This is a genomic window from Amycolatopsis sulphurea, from assembly GCF_002564045.1.
Taxonomy (GTDB): Bacteria; Actinomycetota; Actinomycetes; order Mycobacteriales; family Pseudonocardiaceae; genus Amycolatopsis; species Amycolatopsis sulphurea.
Window position 1 is genome coordinate 3,809,573 of the sequence record NZ_PDJK01000002.1, and the last position, 15,375, is coordinate 3,824,947.

Genomic DNA, 15,375 nt, shown 5'->3' on the forward strand with positions numbered 1-15,375 from the left:
CGGAGGTCCACAAAGGACAACGTTCCGCGTCACCGCCCGGACCCCCGTGGCGGGGGCGTGACCGGAGTCATCGGAACATCCGGCGCCGGAACGTCGTTGTACGAGGTAGCACCAGCGCGGGAAAACCTTCCGCGCCGCTGCCGAACGGGGAGGAGCCATCATGCGAGACCAGAGCACCGGACTGCACCCGGCACCGGACCTCGTCACCGACGAAGCCGACACCACCGCGCAGGAAGCCCGCCGCCACAAGGCCGCGCTGGCCGTGGCCGCCCAGGCCAAGGACGCCGAGGAATGCGCAATGTTGCTGGACATGCTCGGCCTGCACACTCGCGGCGGGAGCCGCACCGAGGTGGCCTGATTTTCGGGGCCTGACTTTCACGGCCTGACTTTCACGGCCTGACCTCGGAAACTCGGCCGCCCGTCGCATTCGGGTAACGGGGGGGGCGGCTGTGCATATGGTCGGCCCCTGCCGTCTTGGCCGCGGCGGGGGGTGTTCGAGTTGTGCTTGTGTCGCGCGGTCTGGGGTGCGGTTTCGGCTTGGCCGGGCCGGATGTGATGGGGGTTCGGCCGGGTTTCAGGGCTCGGCTGTGCTGGTCGCTGCCGGGCAGGGCTGGGCCGGGTGGGGGTTGGCCGGGCTCGGCGTGGTGTTCCGGTGGGTGACGGGTTCGTGGAGTCCGTCCGACAGTCCTGCCGCGGCGGTGTTCGGCCGCATCGATGTGCTGGTGCGATCTCGCGCAGGTCCCGTGGTGACGAGGTGGGGGCGCATCGATGTGCTGGTGCGATCTCGCGCAGATCCCGTGGTGACGAGGTGCGGGCGCGTTCGGGCGGAATTCTTTCCGGTCCGGTGTTCGGACGAGCAAGGGGCTCGGTCGGCCGGCGTCGTCCCGTCCGTCGGAGCGATCGGCGGATTCGGCAGGTGTGACCTGGTTTCTCGGTAGCGGCCTGCTGACGAAGAACTGCGCGTGTCTTTCCCCAGGGTCCCGGCAAAGTTGGTCGAGGACCCGTGATCAGCAGAAGGAGCCGTGGCTGCCGCGTCATCATCGACGGCGCCTGCCCTCTTCGTCGATCACGCCCGACCGCGGGCGATGCGGAGGTGTTCGAGATGCGCGACCACCTCGTGGTGTGCGCCGGACCTGTCCCGAGTCTGTGAAGGGGCCCTTCACAGACTCTGAGTCCGTGAAGGGCCCCTTCACAGACCTTTACAGTTCACAGACCTTCACGGACCTCTGCGGACCTTCACGGACCTTCGCCGTCTGCGCCCCCTCACACCGACTTTGCCGACACCCTGTGTCTTTCCCAGCCTGGGTGACCGGTGGCTTTCCGCCGTTTCGGCGACTGTCAGTGACCGCAGCGCGGCAGAGTGACGGTCTCGGCCACGACATCCCGGGCTCGCACATGGAGTGCCCCCGGTACCGAATCGATCCTTCGACCGTCTCCTCTGCCACGGCCGCCGTTCGATGCAGCGGCAGCACAGAGGTTTCGCCTGCGGGAAACCCCGCTCCGAACGCGCGGAGGAATTCCCGGCGCAGGCGCCCATTACCGGCGATTCACGGAGGAGTCGTGCGGCGCCTCGGGCAGGATCGGCGAGGGCGTTGTCCGAGCGTTGGTCCAGACGGCACCGGACTCTGTCATCGTTGTCAGCCGCGGGCACCCGGCCGGTCGCGCGGTGCGCTCCTTCGGACCCGAAGCAGGACCCCCACCAAATGGGGGTCATCCAGTGGGGTGAAAGCCGATCGGATGGTGCGGTCAAGACTGGGAAGACGCTGAGAATGACCGCGGTCGCGCCGCCGGGACGGGTATGCCGGGTGGAGACGGCGGGGTGATCGGCGGTAGCGTTTTGCTCTCAATGGGGGCTTGCTTCAGTGCGCCGTCACCCGTTGGGAGAAAAGTGGCCGGGATCGGCCACGGAACTGGGGGCATGAATGCAGGAGCCAGGGAGCGCAGTCTGCGGGGACTATCTGACACGCCAGCGTTGTGCGCTGGCCACCGCGTTGCGGCAGGGCCGGGGCAAACGCAGTTACCAGCTGGCCGAACACCTGGCCGCGGAGGGCGGGGTGCACCGATCCGACGTTCTCGCCGCGACCACACTGCTGCTGGCCTGCCGCGCGGTCCGCGACGGCGACACCGAAGCGGCGAGCCGGTTCACCCGGCGGTTGCGCGGGCTGGACAAGGGCAGCGTGGAATTGGTGCACCAGCTGATGTGGCTGGAAACCGGTCGTGAACAGGGCTGGCTGCCGCGGGCGCGGTACGACGCGTTGCTGGCCTACGCCCAGCGCGAGAACCGGTTCGACCTCGTGCGGCGGGCGGGTTCGATCCAGGCCCGGGAAGACGCGCCGTCGGGCTGGTGGGCGGATCTCGAACACCAGCTCGGGCCCTGGAACTGACCGGCGGAATCGGCGGTCAGTCCCATTCGATCCGGTGGAACAGGTCGGTGAGCTTCGCTCCGCGTGCCGGATTCGTGGCGGAAATCCAGGCGATCCGGCCGCGCAGATGTGCGCGGAAATCCGGGTGACCGGCGCGATTCTGCGGTGCCGGGCCGGTTTTCGCGCAGTTGTGGAGTACGGCGCGCAGTTCGTCGTACTGCGCGCGGGCGGCGGCGGGCGTCGCGTTCACCACGAGCCCGGCGACCCGTTGCTGCCGATACGCGGGGGTCACCGAGGTCTTGTCGTCGCGTAGCCGGAAACCCTCATCGGTGACGATCCGGCGGACTCCGGGCAGCAGCCGGTGGAGCGGCAGCCCGGCGTCGCCGGAGAAAGCCAGGTCGTCGGCGTAACGGGTGTAGTTCACGCCGAGGCTCGCGGCCAGGCCGGACAGCCGCCGGTCGAGATGGTGTGTCACCGCGTTTGCGACCGACGGTGACGAAGGGGCGCCCTGCGGCAGGTGGGTTCCGGCGAGCCGGCCGAGCGAACGGGCCCGGACGGGGGCCGCGCGCAGCACGTCCACGGGCGTCCGCGTGGTGAGGATTCCGGCGAGCGCGGCGCGAACGGCGGGAGGGTAACCGGCCAGCTCCAGCAGCGCACGCACGCGCGTCGCGGACACCGCCGGAAAGAAACCTTCGAGACCCATCCGCACCACCATTTCCTGCCCGGCGTGCGGTTGCGCGCAGGTGTGGATCGACCGGCCGCCGCGGAATCCGTGGGCGGCTTCGTGCACCGGCAGCGCGTCGAGCACGTGCCGGCGGACCCGGCGCTGCAGCTCGGCCAGCCGCGGTTTCGGCCGTTCGATCAGCCGCGCGCCGCCGGACGCGGTGGGAATCCAGTGATGGCAATGGTGCCGCAGCCGGGCGGGTGCGCGGCGATTCCAGCCGCGGGTGTCGGCGAACCAGCTCAGCTCACCCGGCGGGAGATCGAGGGCCGCGGCGCATTCGTCGAACGTCGTCCATCGCGCGACCGGCCAGCGCCACACCGGCATCGGCCCGAGCAGCGACGCGGAGGTGACTCTTTCTCCGTTCATCCGCGCGGTCTTGTACGCGGAGCGTGCCGCGTTCGCGTGGGGTGCGGTGTTTGCGTGCCGTACTGCTCCCCGGGGTTGCCCCGGAGTGGGTGGTGTTCCACCGGCTCACCTCCGCGTCGCCACGGCTCACCTTAGGCGAATCCGGGCACGGGTGACCGAGCGCACCCTCGACCCCGTGCCTTGTCTATAGCAACTCTTGCGCTATGGAAGCTCTGCCGGACGAGGTCGCCGATCTCGAACAGCTCACCCGGGTCCTGGTGGCCGTGGCCTGGGACAGTGCGCACGCCGCCCCGCGAGGGGTGACTTTCCCGCAAGTGCGGTTACTCGTCGTGCTCGACAGCCTCGGCCCGGTGCCGTGCTCACGGCTGGCCGAGGCGATGGGCGTGAACGCGTCTTCGGTCACCCGCCTGGCGGACAAGCTTGAGGCGCACGGCTACGTGACGCGGCAGGTGGATGCGCACCGCCGCACCGTGGTCACCCTTGAAACCACCGAGGCGGGCCGGTCCGTGGTAGCCGGTGTGCTCGACCGCCGTCACCGTGCACTGGCCGACTTGCTGGCCGAGCTGCCGGCGTCCCGGCGGCATTCGGTGACGCGCGCCTTACGCGATCTGGTGACTGCCGAGGAGGCCGCGCCCGCCCTCCCCGCGACCGGGCCGGGACGATTGTGAATACGCCGCCGGACGACCGGCTGACTCCCGAACCCGGCATTCACCTGGACCGCGGCGGCGCTTCGGACGGAGTTGCGCCTGCTCTGCCGGATTCCTCCACGAGCCGCACAACTCCGCCGGAGGGAGGACCCGCGAAACCGGACTGCGATGATGCCTCGGACGGCCGGGCCGCGGGTCCGGGTCGTTCGCCTCGCGCCGGTGGAGTGGCCGGGATGCGTTGTGGCGAAACCGATTCCTCCGATGGTAAGCCAAGGGAAGTGCCGGATCACGTTCCGCCGGGCCGGGCGGCGCACCTCGGGGACTTCGCCGTCCACCCCCGGATGGTGCTGATCGCCGGGTTCGCGGTGTTCGTCGGCGCGGCTTCGGCGGTGGCGGCGTTCGGTCTGCTGAAGTTGATCGGGTTGATCACCAATCTCGTCTTCTCCCAGCGGGTGGCTACTGACCTGGTCGCGCCCGGCGCGCAGCAGCATCCGTGGTGGCTGGTGGTGCTCGCGCCGGCGTTCGGCGGGCTCGTGATCGGGGTGATGGCCCGCTACGGCTCGGAAAAGATCCGCGGGCACGGCATGCCCGAGGCGATCGAAGCGATTCTCACCGGGGGCAGCCGGGTGGCGCCGCGGGTGGCGGTGCTCAAACCGGTGTCCTCGGCGGTCAGCATCGGCACGGGCGGGCCGTTCGGGGCCGAAGGGCCGATCATCATGACCGGTGGCGCGATCGGGTCGATTCTCGCGCAACTGCTGAAACTCTCCGCCGACGAACGGAAAACGCTCCTCGTCGCCGGTGACATCATGCGATGTTCCGCGGATGCCCCAGCCAGAACGGGGAACGCAGCAGAGCCTTGTCCACTTTGCCCACCGCCGTGAGCGGGAGACTGTCCACAAAGTCCACAGTGGTCGGTACAAAGTGCTCGCCGCCCAGCGTTTCCCGGACGTGCGCACGTAGTTCGTCCACTGTGGCCGGGCCGTTGGTGACGACTGCCGCATGTACCAGCTCGCCTTCGCCGTCCGGACCGGGTATCGCGAACACGGCTGCGTTGCGAACCCGTGGATGACTGAGCAGCGCATGCTCCACAGTGGTCGAAGCGACCTTGGTTCCGTGCTCTCCGGTGACGATCACGTCGCCGGATCGGCCGTGCAGGAAGAGATAACCGTCCTCGTCGAAGTGGCCGAGGTCGCCGGTCCGCAGCCAGCCGTCGGCGATCGGCGGCTTCCCGTGGTAACCCTCCATCATGGACAGCCCGCGCACGATCACCTCACCCTCGGCGGTGCGTGCCTCCATGCCCGGCACGATCCGGCCGACCGAGCCCAGTAGCTCCGGCCGTTCGAGCATTTCGCCGGCGGAGATGCCGGCGATCATCGGCGCCTCGGTGAGCCCATATCCCTGGCCGACGACCGGGCCGAATACGGAGAGCGCTTGGCCCAGGCGGCGCGGCGAAAGGGGCGCTGCGCCGACCGAAAGCTGCCGCACGCTGGACAGATCGGTGTGCGGTAACGAAGGGTTGTCCAGTACTGCAGCCAACCGCGCAGGAGTAAGGGAAAGGGAGGTGACCCGGCGGCGTTCGATATCCGCGAGCACTGCCGACGCGTCGAATTTCCGGTGCAGCACAACGGTGTCTCCGCAGAGCAGTGCGCCGAGCACGGCGGCGTTGCCGGTCATGTGCGTAAGCGGCGCGGTGACCAGGACCGTTCGCGTACCGTCCGGACGGAAAATGGTCGCCATCCCGTCGTAGATCCCGCGGTGGCGGACCAACTTGGGCGTGCCAGTGGTGCCGCCACTGGGGAAGATTGTCGTGACCCCGCCAGGTAATGTGTCCTGAGTGGACAGTGGTGAGGCGGCGAGCGTGGTCAGGTCCGCGTCGGTGAGCAGCGTGGCGCCAGTCGCTTCCACCGCGGCCGTGCGAGCCGGACGGCTGGCCGAAGCGGCGATCAGCAGCACTTCCAGGCCGCGCTGCTGTGCGGCAAGTTGGGTGAGCACGACCTCCGGGCGGTTGCCCGCGTCGATCGCCACCGTCCCCCGGATGCCGGAAAGTCCGTAGTATAGGCAGGACAGCAGTTCTGCCGCCTGACGACGCGTCATGGTGGTGTCATCGTGGCGGAACAGCACGGTGTCGCCGCCGTCGTCCAGTGCGGCCATTACCCGGGACAGGAAGAGACTCACGGTCTCACCGTAGCCGGGCGTGGCCAAGATCCGTGTTCGCCGCTACGTTGGCGCCATGTCCACTGTTCCCGCCCTTGGCATGCCGTCGAAGAGCTTCCGCCGCGCGCTGGCCGACCTCGGCGCCGGATTGCGGGCGCGGGAACTGTGGGCGTTGCTCGCCTGGCAGGACATCAAGCAGCGCTACCGCCGTTCCTCGCTCGGTCCCTTGTGGATCACCGTGGGCATGGCGGTGACCGCGCTTGCCCTGGGTGTGGTGAACTCGGCGTTGTTCGGCACGTCGATTTCCACGCTGCTGCCCAGTATCACGACCGGTCTGATCCTGTGGAACTTCATGAACGGCTGCATCGTCGAGGGTTCGCAGACGTTCATCGACAACGAGGGCATGATCAAGCAGCTGCCCGCCCCGGTTTCGGTGTACGCGCTGCGCACGGTGTGGCGGCAGGCGCTGTACCTGATGCACAACCTCGTGGTGTACGTGCTCATTCTGGTGATCTTCTTCGGTAAGCTCTCCCATCCCTACCGGCTGGTGGAGAAGGCGGGCGCGCTGCTGCATCCTGGGCTGGGCTGGGAGGTCGTGCTGGCGCTCCCGGGGTTGGCGTTGCTGCTGTTCAACGGCGCGTGGGTGGTGCTGCTGCTCGGCGTGGTGTCCACCCGTTTCCGGGATGTGCCGCCGGTGATCCAGAGCTTCATCACGATGCTCTTCTACGCCACCCCGATCATGTGGTCGATGGACCAGGTCCGGGTGATGAACCAGGGCAGCAAGGACGGATTCGGCTCGCTCGCGGTGCAGGTGCTGCAGCTCAACCCGGTCTACCATTTCGTGGAGATCGTTCGTGCCCCGCTGGTCGGGCAGCAGCAGTCCTGGACGCACTGGGCGGTGGTCGGGGCGGCCACGGTGGTGGGCTGGGCGCTTGCGCTGGCCGTGCTGCGCAACTACCGGGCGCGGGTGCCGTACTGGGTATGAAGTCCATTGAGGACGGTCATTCCGGACATCGGCACGCCCTCCGGCCGGAAAGTTTCCGTCGTCACCTGGACGCGTTACCGTATAGGCTCGCGGGAGGGAGCATCATGACCGAAATGACGCGCCGAAGGACGTTGCAGGCACTCGCCGGGGTGGTGCTGGCCGGCGCGGCCACCACGATCGCCGCCACCCCCGCGCCGGACGGGATGACCCTGCGGCAGCTGGCCGGGCAGCGGGTGATCTATTCCTATGCGGGGCTGACCCCGCCGGATGCGCTGCTGCGGCGGATCCGGGCCGGGGAGGCCGCCGGGGTGATCTTCTTCGGAGAGAACGTTTCCAGCACGCAGCAGATCGGCGGGGTCGTGCGGCAGCTGCGGGACGCGAACGCGCAGAGCCCGGTGCGGCGGCCGTTGCTGCTGATGACCGACCAGGAGGGCGGCAAGGTCCGGCGGTTGCCCGGCGAGCCCGCGTTGTCGGAGAAGCAGGTGGGCCAGGCGGCCGACCCGGAGGCGGCGGCGCGGGCCGCGGGCAAGGGTGCCGGGACCACGCTGTCCGGCGCCGGCATGAACCTCAACCTCGCGCCGGTGCTCGACGTGTTCGGGCAGCCGGGGAATTTCATCGACCAGTACGGCCGGTCGTTCAGCGATGATCCGCACACCGCCGGCGTGCTGGGGCGGGACTTTGTCACAGCCCAGCAGGCGACCGGCGTCGCCGCCACCGCGAAGCACTTCCCCGGCCTCGGCGCCGCGCCGGCGGGGAGCAACACCGACCTCGGCCCGGTGACGCTGAACGTGCCGCTCTCGGAGCTGCGGGCCAAGGACGAAGCCCCGTACGGCCCGGCGATCGCGGCCGGGGTCAAGCTCGTGATGCTGTCCTGGGCGGTCTACCCCGCGCTCGACGCCACGCGCCCGGCCGGCCTGTCCCCGGCCGTCGTGCAGGAACTGCGTCAGCACCAGAAGTTCCAGGGGGTGACCATCACCGACGCGCTGGAGGCGAAGGCCCTGCAGGCTTACGGGACGACCGGCGAACGCGCGACACTCGCGGCGAAGGCGGGGATGGACCTGATCCTTGCCTCCGCCCGCGATGTGGCCCAAGGGGAGGATGCGGTTTCCGCCCTGGCTGCCGGGCTGTCGGGCGGGTCGCTGCCGAGCGCGGAGTTCCGGGCGGCGGTGGGCCGGATCTCGGCTTTGCGGGAGGGGCTGCGGTGAGTGGCGGGGTTTGCTTGGGGTGATGGGGGTTGGGTGTTGGGGTGCGGCGGGGTGAGGGGATGTGTCCTGCAAGTGGGTGAGGTTGGGTGGGGGCCTGCGTGTGGGTGGGGCTGGCTGGGTTGGGCATGCAGGTGGGTGGGCTGGCTGGGTGGGTCCTGCATATGGGTGAGTGGTGGGTGGTGGGGCCTGAGTGTGGGTGAGGGTGGGCAGGCGGGGCATGCATGCGGGTGAGGGTGGGCAGGCGGGCCTGCAAGTGGGTGAGTGGTGGTGGGTTGTTGCGCACCAAACGAGCCGTGTCGAGCGACCGTGCTGCGTACGTGAGCGATGTTGGGTGGTCGTGCCGCGTACGTGAGTGATGTTGAGCAGCTCCACGTACGCGAGCCACCCGGGCGATCGCTGAGTGATGTTGAGCAGCCCCGCGTACGTGAGCCATTCGAGTAATCGCCGCACACCCGCGAGTGCCGAGCAACTCCGCCACCCACGCGAGCCTCACCAACGCCCCCACCCGAATCGCGCCGGACGCAAGGGTTCTGGTGGTGAATCACCCGACCCCGATCCGGGGTCACTCGGGTGGGTAGACATCCGTCCTGACGCGGGTGGAGCGGGCACGCTTGCCTGCGACCACCCACGACGGGAGGACGCATGCACGCCTGGTGGCCACTGGCGGCGGGGGCCGCGTTGTTCGCGTTACTGGCGGTGTTGTTCCTGCGCCGTTCGGCCCGTTCGCGGCCGGGTGTTCCGCCCTCGGGCGGGGCAGCCGCGGGGCGGCGGCTGACCTCGCCGGTCGACGACTCGCCGCGGCGGGCCAGGCATCGGCTGGATGTGACGCATCCGTTCGCGCGTTATCCGGTGGCGCGGCAGCGGCCGGTGCCGCATCCACCGGGGGAAGGCCCGGACACGGAGCCGATTCAGCGATTTTAGTGCTGAATCAGATCGGAAAACGGCGTTGGACGTGCTGGTCGAGGGTATCGAATACTGCCAGCATGACCGAGCCGAATCTGGACCTACCGACCGATCTGGTCCGCTTGCTGCGGCAGTTCGGCGTCCGGGCGTTCGCGCTCGCCTTCGTCGCGGGGATCGCCGGGCTGAGCACGGTCGCGCTCGCGCTGGCGCTGGCCGGGTTCGCGTTGGTGCTCGCGCCGGTCAGGCCAGCAGGTGGCTCAGCAGTGCCCGGGCCGCCGGATTCGTGATCTCGGCGGTGCGGCCGACCAGGTGAATCGTCCGGCCGAGCGCCGGTTCGACGATGCGCGCGAACGGTAGCCCGGACTGCTCGGCCACCGCCTCCGGCAGCACTGTGCTGCCCAGCCCGGCCGCCACCAGCGCGACGAGCAGCGGTACGTGGCTGGCCTCGCAGACCTGCTCCCGCCGGATGCCCGCACCCGTGAACGCGCGGTCGACCAGATCCTCCAGCGCACTCCCGGTGAAGTCCACGAACGGTTCGCCGGCCAGCTCCGCGAGCCGGATCCGGCGCCGCGCGGCCAGCCGGTGCCCGGGGTGGGTCAGCAGCACCAGCCGCTGATCCCAGCGGGCGAACGCGACGAGGTCGTCCGGCAGCGGATCGGAACTGACCACATAGGACAGATCGAGTTCACCGGCGAGCACCGCCGCGGTCAGCGTCGGGTTGGTGCCCTCACGTACGTGGATGCGGATCGCCGGGTACCGGCCGCGGAACTGCCCGAGCAGCGCCGGAAGATCGACCGCGGTGAGCGTCTGGATGGTGCCGATCGACACCTGCCCGCGCGCGAGACCGGCCACCGCGGCGATCTCCCCGCGCGCCGCCTCCGCGTCGGCGATCATCCGCCGGGCGGGCGGGAGCAGCGCCTCCCCGGCCGGGGTCAACGTGACCCGCCGGGTGGTGCGGTCGAACAGCTCCGCGCCGAGATCGGCTTCCAGCTTCCGGATCGAGGCGCTCAACGCCGATTGCACCACATGCACCTCCCGCGCCGCCCGGGTGAAGTTCCGGTGCCGCACGACGGCGAGGAAGTGTTCGACCTGCCTCAGCTCCATACGCCGAATCTACCCGTTTCCACCACAGCCCACCGAGAGTCCACAGTGGAGTAATCGGCACGGTGCGATGGCGACGGCGCTGTGAAGGGTCCCTTCACGGACGCTGAGTCCAGGGTCCCGGCAAAGTCGGTCGGGACCCGTGATCAGCAGAGTGAGCCGTGGCTGCCGCGTCATCATCGACGGCGCGCCTGCCCTCTTCGTCGATTGCGCCTGGCAGCGGGCGATGCGGAGGTGTTCGAGGCGCGACCACCTCGTGGGTGTGCGCCGGGGACCTGTCTCGGGTCTGTGAAGGGGCCCTTCACAGACTCAGAGTCCGTGAAGGGCCCCTTCACAGACCTTCACAGACCTTCACGGACTGCGCCCTCTCACACCGACTTTGCCGGAACCCTGGACTCTGCGGCGGTGAAGGGACCCTTCATTACCTTCGGGGTAGGCGGGGAGCCGTCCGGGGGAGGGCCTCGGTAGCGCCTGGCGGCATTCGGGGTCCACCGCGACTGGCACCCGGCTCGTGATCACCACAGCGGAACTGGTGGTGCACAAGAAGGGAGCCGCGGCGGACCCGGTGGCGACGGTGGGCCGGTAACCTCACCGCGGCGGGCGCGGGTGATGCGCTAGACCGGCTCCGCCGAAACGACCGCGGGTAGCCGGCGCAGCCGTTCGAGCAGGGTGTCGACCTCGTCGGCGGCCACCAGGACCGCGCAGGCCATGCTACTTTCGGTGACGCCTTCGCGGACGTCGACGGACAGATCGTGCACGTGGCGCCCAGTTTCGGCGAGGGTGCGGACGAGGGCCGGGATTTCTTCGACGCCACCGGTGAAGTAGGTGGCTATCCGGCGGCGCAACAGGAGCGGGGAACGGGTCGGTGCGGCGGACATGGCGGCTTCCTCCGGAAGGGGAACTGGCAGGAACCGGGCCAGGTCTCCGGGGAAGCGGCGGCGGCGCGCCGAAATCGCGCGCCGGCCTCCTGGTTCAGCCGGCGCGCCCGGCTACGAACCGCCCGAGGCACGACATGGCGTCAGGCTAACACGGCTTCCGGCCCCGGCAAAGACCGCCGAAAGCTGGGCACGACGCTCGCGGTGCCCGGGGTACGGGCGGCGCGAACATCGTGCCCGGGGTGCCGGTCCCGGAAATGTCCTTTTCGGACACTTCCGGTCACCCCCAGGTGACCGGCAGGCTCACCGGACCGTAGATGGACGCCTGATCGGGCAGCACGATCTCCGCCGCGGGCACGGCGAGGCGCAGGTCCGGGAAACGCGTGAAGAGCCGGGCCAGCGCGATCCGCATCTCCACTCGCGCCAGCTGCTGGCCGAGGCACTGGTGCACCCCGTGGCCGAAACCGACGTGACCCATCGCCTTGCGTTCGAGGTCGAGCACGTCCGGGTCGGGGTAGCGCTTCGGATCGCGGTTGGCCATCGGGACCGAGACGGTGATGCCGTCGCCCGCCTTGATCGCCTGCCCGGCGAACTCGAAATCCTCCAGCGCGGTGCGCACCGGTCCGATGTGGATCACGCTGAGGTAGCGCATCAGCTCCTCGACCGCGCTCGCGGCGAGTTCGGGATCGGCCTTGAGCTTGGCCAGCTGCGCCGGGTTCTCCAGCAGCGCGTAAGTGCCGAGGGCGAGCATGTTCCGGGTGGTCTCGAACCCGGCGACGAGCAGCATCATGCCGATGTTGGCCAGCTCCTCGTCGGTCAGCGAACCTTCTTGGGCGAGATCGGAGAGCAGATCGTCGGTGGGCTCGGCGCGCTTGTCCCGGACCTGCCCGGCGATGAATTCGACCACGCCGGCGCCCGCGGCGTACCGCTCCTCCATGCTGACTTCCGTGCCTGGGGCGAACATCGTTGCCGCGTAGCCCTGGAACTCGGCGCGCCGCTCGTAGGAAGTGCCAAGCAGCTCGCAGATCACCAGCGAGGGCACCGGCCGCGCGAACGCCTCGACCAGATCGACCGGCGCACCCGCCGCGGCCATCGCATCGAGGTGCTCCTCGACGATCTCGGCCACCCGGTCCTCCAGCAGCCGCATGCGCCGCACGGTGAACGCCCCGGTCAGCAGCTTGCGGTACCGGTGGTGCTGCGGGTCGTCCATCCCGGTGAACACCCCGGGATCGGCCGGCTTGCGCGGCGGCATCGGCCCGAGGTCGAACGGCACCTTGGCCAGCTCGGTCCGCGCCGAGACGCGCTTGTCCGCGAGGATCGCCCGCGCCTCGTCGAACCCGGTGACCAGCCAGCCGGAGCTGCCGTCGGGATAGCGGAGCGGTCCGACCGCCCGCCGCCCCCGCAACGCGGGCGGCGGATCGAACGGACAGGCGCCACGCTCCAGCGGAAGTCCTGGGTGAAGGCTCATTCCTGCTCCTTCTTCGCTACGTAAACCGGTGCGTCCTTCAGAAGGTACACATATTTCACAAAGTTGTGAACCGCGTAGGGGTGGCGAAGGGGAGAAATTGACGGGGTATCGCCGGTTTGGGGGAATGACTGAGGGCGGCGGGCTGCGGCCCGCCGCCTGCGGGTGGTTGGCCTGCGGCCTGCGGGTGGTGGCGGGTGGCGGGTGGTGGCCCGTGGGTGGCGGGTGGTGGCCTGCGGCCTGCGGCCTGCGGCCTGCGGGTGGTGGGTGGTGGGGGGTGGCGGGTGGTGGCTCGCGGGCGGCGGGTGGTGGGTCGCGGCCTGTGGGTGGGTGGCTCGCGGCCTGTGGGTGGCGGGTGGTGGGGGGTGGGTGATGGGGGCGGCAGGCGGGGGATGGGCGATTGGGCGGCGGGTGGCAGTCGGTAGGTCGCGGGCGGCGGGCGATGGATAGCAGGTGATAGGCGGCGGGTGGTGGGTCGGGTGGTGGGCGATGGGCAGCGAGCGGTGGGCAGAGGGTGGCGGGTGGGGTTCGGTACGGGCGGGTGGAACGTGTGGGGCAGGTGCGGGTCCCGAGGCAGGTGTGTCCGGGCAGGGTGCGTCGGCTCGACGTGGTGGCGGTGAGACGGTGGCGTCGTGGGCTGTGAAGGGCCCCTTCACAGCCTTCGTGCCGTCGGCAGGGCGGCGGGGCAAGGCAGAGCAGGGCAGCGCAAAGCAGAGCAAGGCAAGGCCGGATGGTGCGGTACCGCCGAGAGTGGCGACCGACCTGCGCGGGCGGCCCAGGCCATGACAGATGTCACGAGGCTTTCCCTGCAGGATCTCACTGGTCGCCGAAGGGCTTCCCGCTGACGATGGTTTCCATGCGAAACCACGTTATTTCCCAAGGAGAAGCAGTGCAGACCACCGCGAGCGGCCACGCCACCGTCAGTGCGGACGCGCGGTCCGCGCTCGGCACGGTGCGGGTGCTGGTGATCAGCTACGCCGTGCTGAGCGTGCTTACGCTCGGGGCCATCGTGCTGCTGCGCAACCACCATGATCTGGTCACCGTCTCCGTCTGGATCCGTGGCGGGCTCGTCGCGCTTTCCTCGTGGCTCACCCTGTTCTTCGTGGCCCGCGCCGCGCAGGGGCACCGGGGCGCACTGCGGCGGTTGCAGCGCATCTCGGTGGTGCTGGTGGTGGCAATCGTGGTGATCATCGCGTTGCCTGGCGCTTTCCCGATGTGGCTGAGGATCGAGCAGGGCGTCTGCGGCCTGTTGCTGCTCGGGGTGGCTGTGCTGGTGAACAGCCGCAAGGTCCGGTCCTCGTTCGCGAACTGAGCAGTGCCGCGGTCATGGCAGGCTCATCGAGGCTTTCCCACCGTGGACGGAACCGGCGCGCCGGCCGGCGGTCGGGTTGGTCAGGCCTGCGAGGCGGTGCGCGACTTCACGGCAGCGTGCCGGGTCGGCCAGCCATGCGTAGTCCCGCAGGACGTTTTCGTCGACCTCGGCGCCGGTCGCGGTCTGCGCCAAGGCCTGTTCGTGCGACGCCTTCAGCACCACTTCGTTGGCCGGACGGCGAAGCCGGTCGTAGCGGGCGAGCCCGGCTTCGATCGGACGAGGTTCGTCAAGGCTGCGCCGGATCACGGCGGCGAGCACATCCGCGTCCAGGATGGCCATGTTCATGCCCTGTCTCACGGTCGGCGGCACGACGTGCGCGGCCTCTCCGACCAGGCACAGCCTGCCTTCCACGTACCTGTCCGCGTGCCGGAGGTGAATCCGATAGGCGTGCCATCCGCCTTCGACCGGTCCCGGCGCGCTTTCCAGCACCGGCGCCCGCGCCACCATCCGCCGCCACAGCTCTTCCGGCGGCATAGCGCGCCACAGCGCGTCTTCCTCGACCGGCACCTGGAACGGGACTCGCACTTCTTGACCGCCGTCGAGCGGGAATGGTCAAGCCTTCCGCACCGACCCACCGCATCGTGCGGTGTTCCAGCTCCGGCACGGGCGGACGGGGGCAGGTGGGCATCAAGTACTCGGTGCCGTAGGTGTAGCGGTCCTCGAACTGGATTCCGGCGGCACGGCGTAGCGCCGAAGCGGCTCCGTCTGCGGCCGCGACCACCTGTCCGGTCGCGCGGAACGGCTCGCCGCCCGCCGTGCCGGTGACCCCGCGCAGCACGGCGCCGTCGAACAGCGGTGCGCTCACCTGGGCGCCCCGGTGCACCGAGACCAGGTCGGTGTCGAATGCGGCGTAGAGCGCGCGGTGCAGGTTCGTGTGCCGCAACAGCGTCTGGTGCGGATGCGCGGTTTCCAGGTCGGCGAATCCCCATTCGCCGAGAAACCCGTGCGCGCGGTGGAAGAACCCGGATGCCACGACGGGATATCCGCCCATCGCCTCGATCGAGGGCAGTACGCCCCAGTTCTCGAACAGGCTCAACGACAGCGCCTGCAGCACGTCGCCCCGGTTGAGTTCCGGAAAGTCTGCGGTCCGTCCGAGCAGCACCGACGACACCTCGAGCGCCGCGAGCGCGTGCGCGGTGCCGGCGCCGCCGACCGCACCACCGACGATCACGACGTCGGCCTCCCATAGCTGCGACGTTCGTTCTCCTCAGGGTG

The 15,375-nt window shown here is 69.7% G+C and carries 15 protein-coding genes and 1 pseudogene; 9 read left to right on the forward strand and 7 right to left on the reverse strand.

Annotated features, from left to right (window positions below):
* Positions 1–160 precede the first annotated feature (160 nt).
* Both ATK36_RS23505 and ATK36_RS23510 read left to right on the forward strand, forming a co-directional pair.
* On the forward strand, positions 161–358 hold the full coding sequence (locus ATK36_RS23505) for a hypothetical protein (protein ID WP_098513470.1): 198 nt from the start codon (positions 161–163) through the stop codon (positions 356–358).
* Positions 359–1,922: 1,564 nt separating this feature from the next.
* Positions 1,923–2,384 carry a hypothetical protein gene (locus ATK36_RS23510; RefSeq protein ID WP_098513471.1) on the forward strand — a complete coding sequence of 154 codons (462 nt, stop codon included), beginning with the start codon at positions 1,923–1,925 and terminating at the stop codon, positions 2,382–2,384.
* A 16-nt stretch (positions 2,385–2,400) separates the two neighbouring features.
* Here the strand turns inward: ATK36_RS23510 and ATK36_RS23515 are convergent, their stop codons facing one another.
* Positions 2,401–3,453 (reverse strand): reverse transcriptase family protein, encoded by a 1,053-nt coding sequence (locus ATK36_RS23515; RefSeq protein ID WP_098513472.1) that lies wholly within the window; start codon positions 3,451–3,453, stop codon positions 2,401–2,403.
* Between the two features lie 203 nt (positions 3,454–3,656).
* Between ATK36_RS23515 and ATK36_RS23520 the strand changes: the two genes are divergently transcribed.
* Both ATK36_RS23520 and ATK36_RS23525 read left to right on the forward strand, forming a co-directional pair.
* The gene (locus ATK36_RS23520; protein WP_098513473.1) at positions 3,657–4,121 is read left to right on the forward strand and encodes a MarR family winged helix-turn-helix transcriptional regulator; all 465 of its coding nucleotides are present in this window, start codon (positions 3,657–3,659) and stop codon (positions 4,119–4,121) included.
* A 257-nt stretch (positions 4,122–4,378) separates the two neighbouring features.
* Positions 4,379–4,981 (forward strand): chloride channel protein, encoded by a 603-nt coding sequence (locus tag ATK36_RS23525; protein WP_245915035.1) that lies wholly within the window; start codon positions 4,379–4,381, stop codon positions 4,979–4,981.
* Here the strand turns inward: ATK36_RS23525 and ATK36_RS23530 are convergent.
* Positions 4,905–6,275 (reverse strand): class I adenylate-forming enzyme family protein, encoded by a 1,371-nt coding sequence (locus ATK36_RS23530; protein ID WP_098515135.1) that lies wholly within the window; start codon positions 6,273–6,275, stop codon positions 4,905–4,907. The genes ATK36_RS23525 and ATK36_RS23530 overlap by 77 nt on opposite strands.
* Positions 6,276–6,330: 55 nt before the next feature.
* Between ATK36_RS23530 and wzm the strand changes: the two genes are divergently transcribed.
* The 4 genes from wzm (at position 6,331) to ATK36_RS23550 (ending at position 9,634) form a co-directional block, all read left to right on the forward strand.
* Positions 6,331–7,239: a galactan export ABC transporter permease subunit Wzm/RfbD gene (gene wzm / locus ATK36_RS23535; protein WP_098515136.1), complete on the forward strand. Its 909-nt coding sequence runs from the start codon at positions 6,331–6,333 to the stop codon at positions 7,237–7,239.
* Between the two features lie 104 nt (positions 7,240–7,343).
* Positions 7,344–8,444, forward strand: coding sequence for a glycoside hydrolase family 3 N-terminal domain-containing protein (locus ATK36_RS23540; RefSeq protein WP_245915043.1), 1,101 nt, complete (start codon positions 7,344–7,346; stop codon positions 8,442–8,444).
* Positions 8,445–9,086: 642 nt separating this feature from the next.
* On the forward strand, positions 9,087–9,365 hold the full coding sequence (locus ATK36_RS23545) for a hypothetical protein (protein ID WP_098513474.1): 279 nt from the start codon (positions 9,087–9,089) through the stop codon (positions 9,363–9,365).
* A gap of 62 nt (positions 9,366–9,427) precedes the next feature.
* Positions 9,428–9,634, forward strand: coding sequence for a hypothetical protein (locus ATK36_RS23550; RefSeq protein WP_098513475.1), 207 nt, complete (start codon positions 9,428–9,430; stop codon positions 9,632–9,634).
* Here the strand turns inward: ATK36_RS23550 and ATK36_RS23555 are convergent.
* From ATK36_RS23555 to ATK36_RS23565, 3 genes are all read right to left on the reverse strand, one after another.
* Entirely contained in the window at positions 9,588–10,451 is an 864-nt protein-coding gene (locus ATK36_RS23555; protein WP_098513476.1) for a LysR family transcriptional regulator, read from the reverse strand. The genes ATK36_RS23550 and ATK36_RS23555 overlap by 47 nt on opposite strands.
* A gap of 611 nt (positions 10,452–11,062) precedes the next feature.
* Positions 11,063–11,326, reverse strand: coding sequence for a hypothetical protein (locus tag ATK36_RS23560; protein WP_098513477.1), 264 nt, complete (start codon positions 11,324–11,326; stop codon positions 11,063–11,065).
* 277 nt (positions 11,327–11,603) lie between these two features.
* The gene (locus tag ATK36_RS23565) at positions 11,604–12,791 is read right to left on the reverse strand and encodes a cytochrome P450 (protein WP_098513478.1); all 1,188 of its coding nucleotides are present in this window, start codon (positions 12,789–12,791) and stop codon (positions 11,604–11,606) included.
* An 886-nt stretch (positions 12,792–13,677) separates the two neighbouring features.
* Here ATK36_RS23565 and ATK36_RS23575 point away from each other — a divergent pair.
* On the forward strand, positions 13,678–14,100 hold the full coding sequence (locus ATK36_RS23575) for a hypothetical protein (protein ID WP_245915050.1): 423 nt from the start codon (positions 13,678–13,680) through the stop codon (positions 14,098–14,100).
* A gap of 12 nt (positions 14,101–14,112) precedes the next feature.
* Here the strand turns inward: ATK36_RS23575 and ATK36_RS34270 are convergent, their stop codons facing one another.
* Positions 14,113–14,685, reverse strand: a complete 573-nt coding sequence (locus ATK36_RS34270) for an FAD-dependent oxidoreductase (RefSeq protein ID WP_281259083.1) — start codon at positions 14,683–14,685, stop codon at positions 14,113–14,115.
* Positions 14,686–14,812: 127 nt separating this feature from the next.
* A pseudogene (locus tag ATK36_RS34785) lies at positions 14,813–15,331 on the reverse strand (FAD-dependent oxidoreductase); the annotation flags it as partial.
* Positions 15,332–15,375 lie beyond the last annotated feature (44 nt).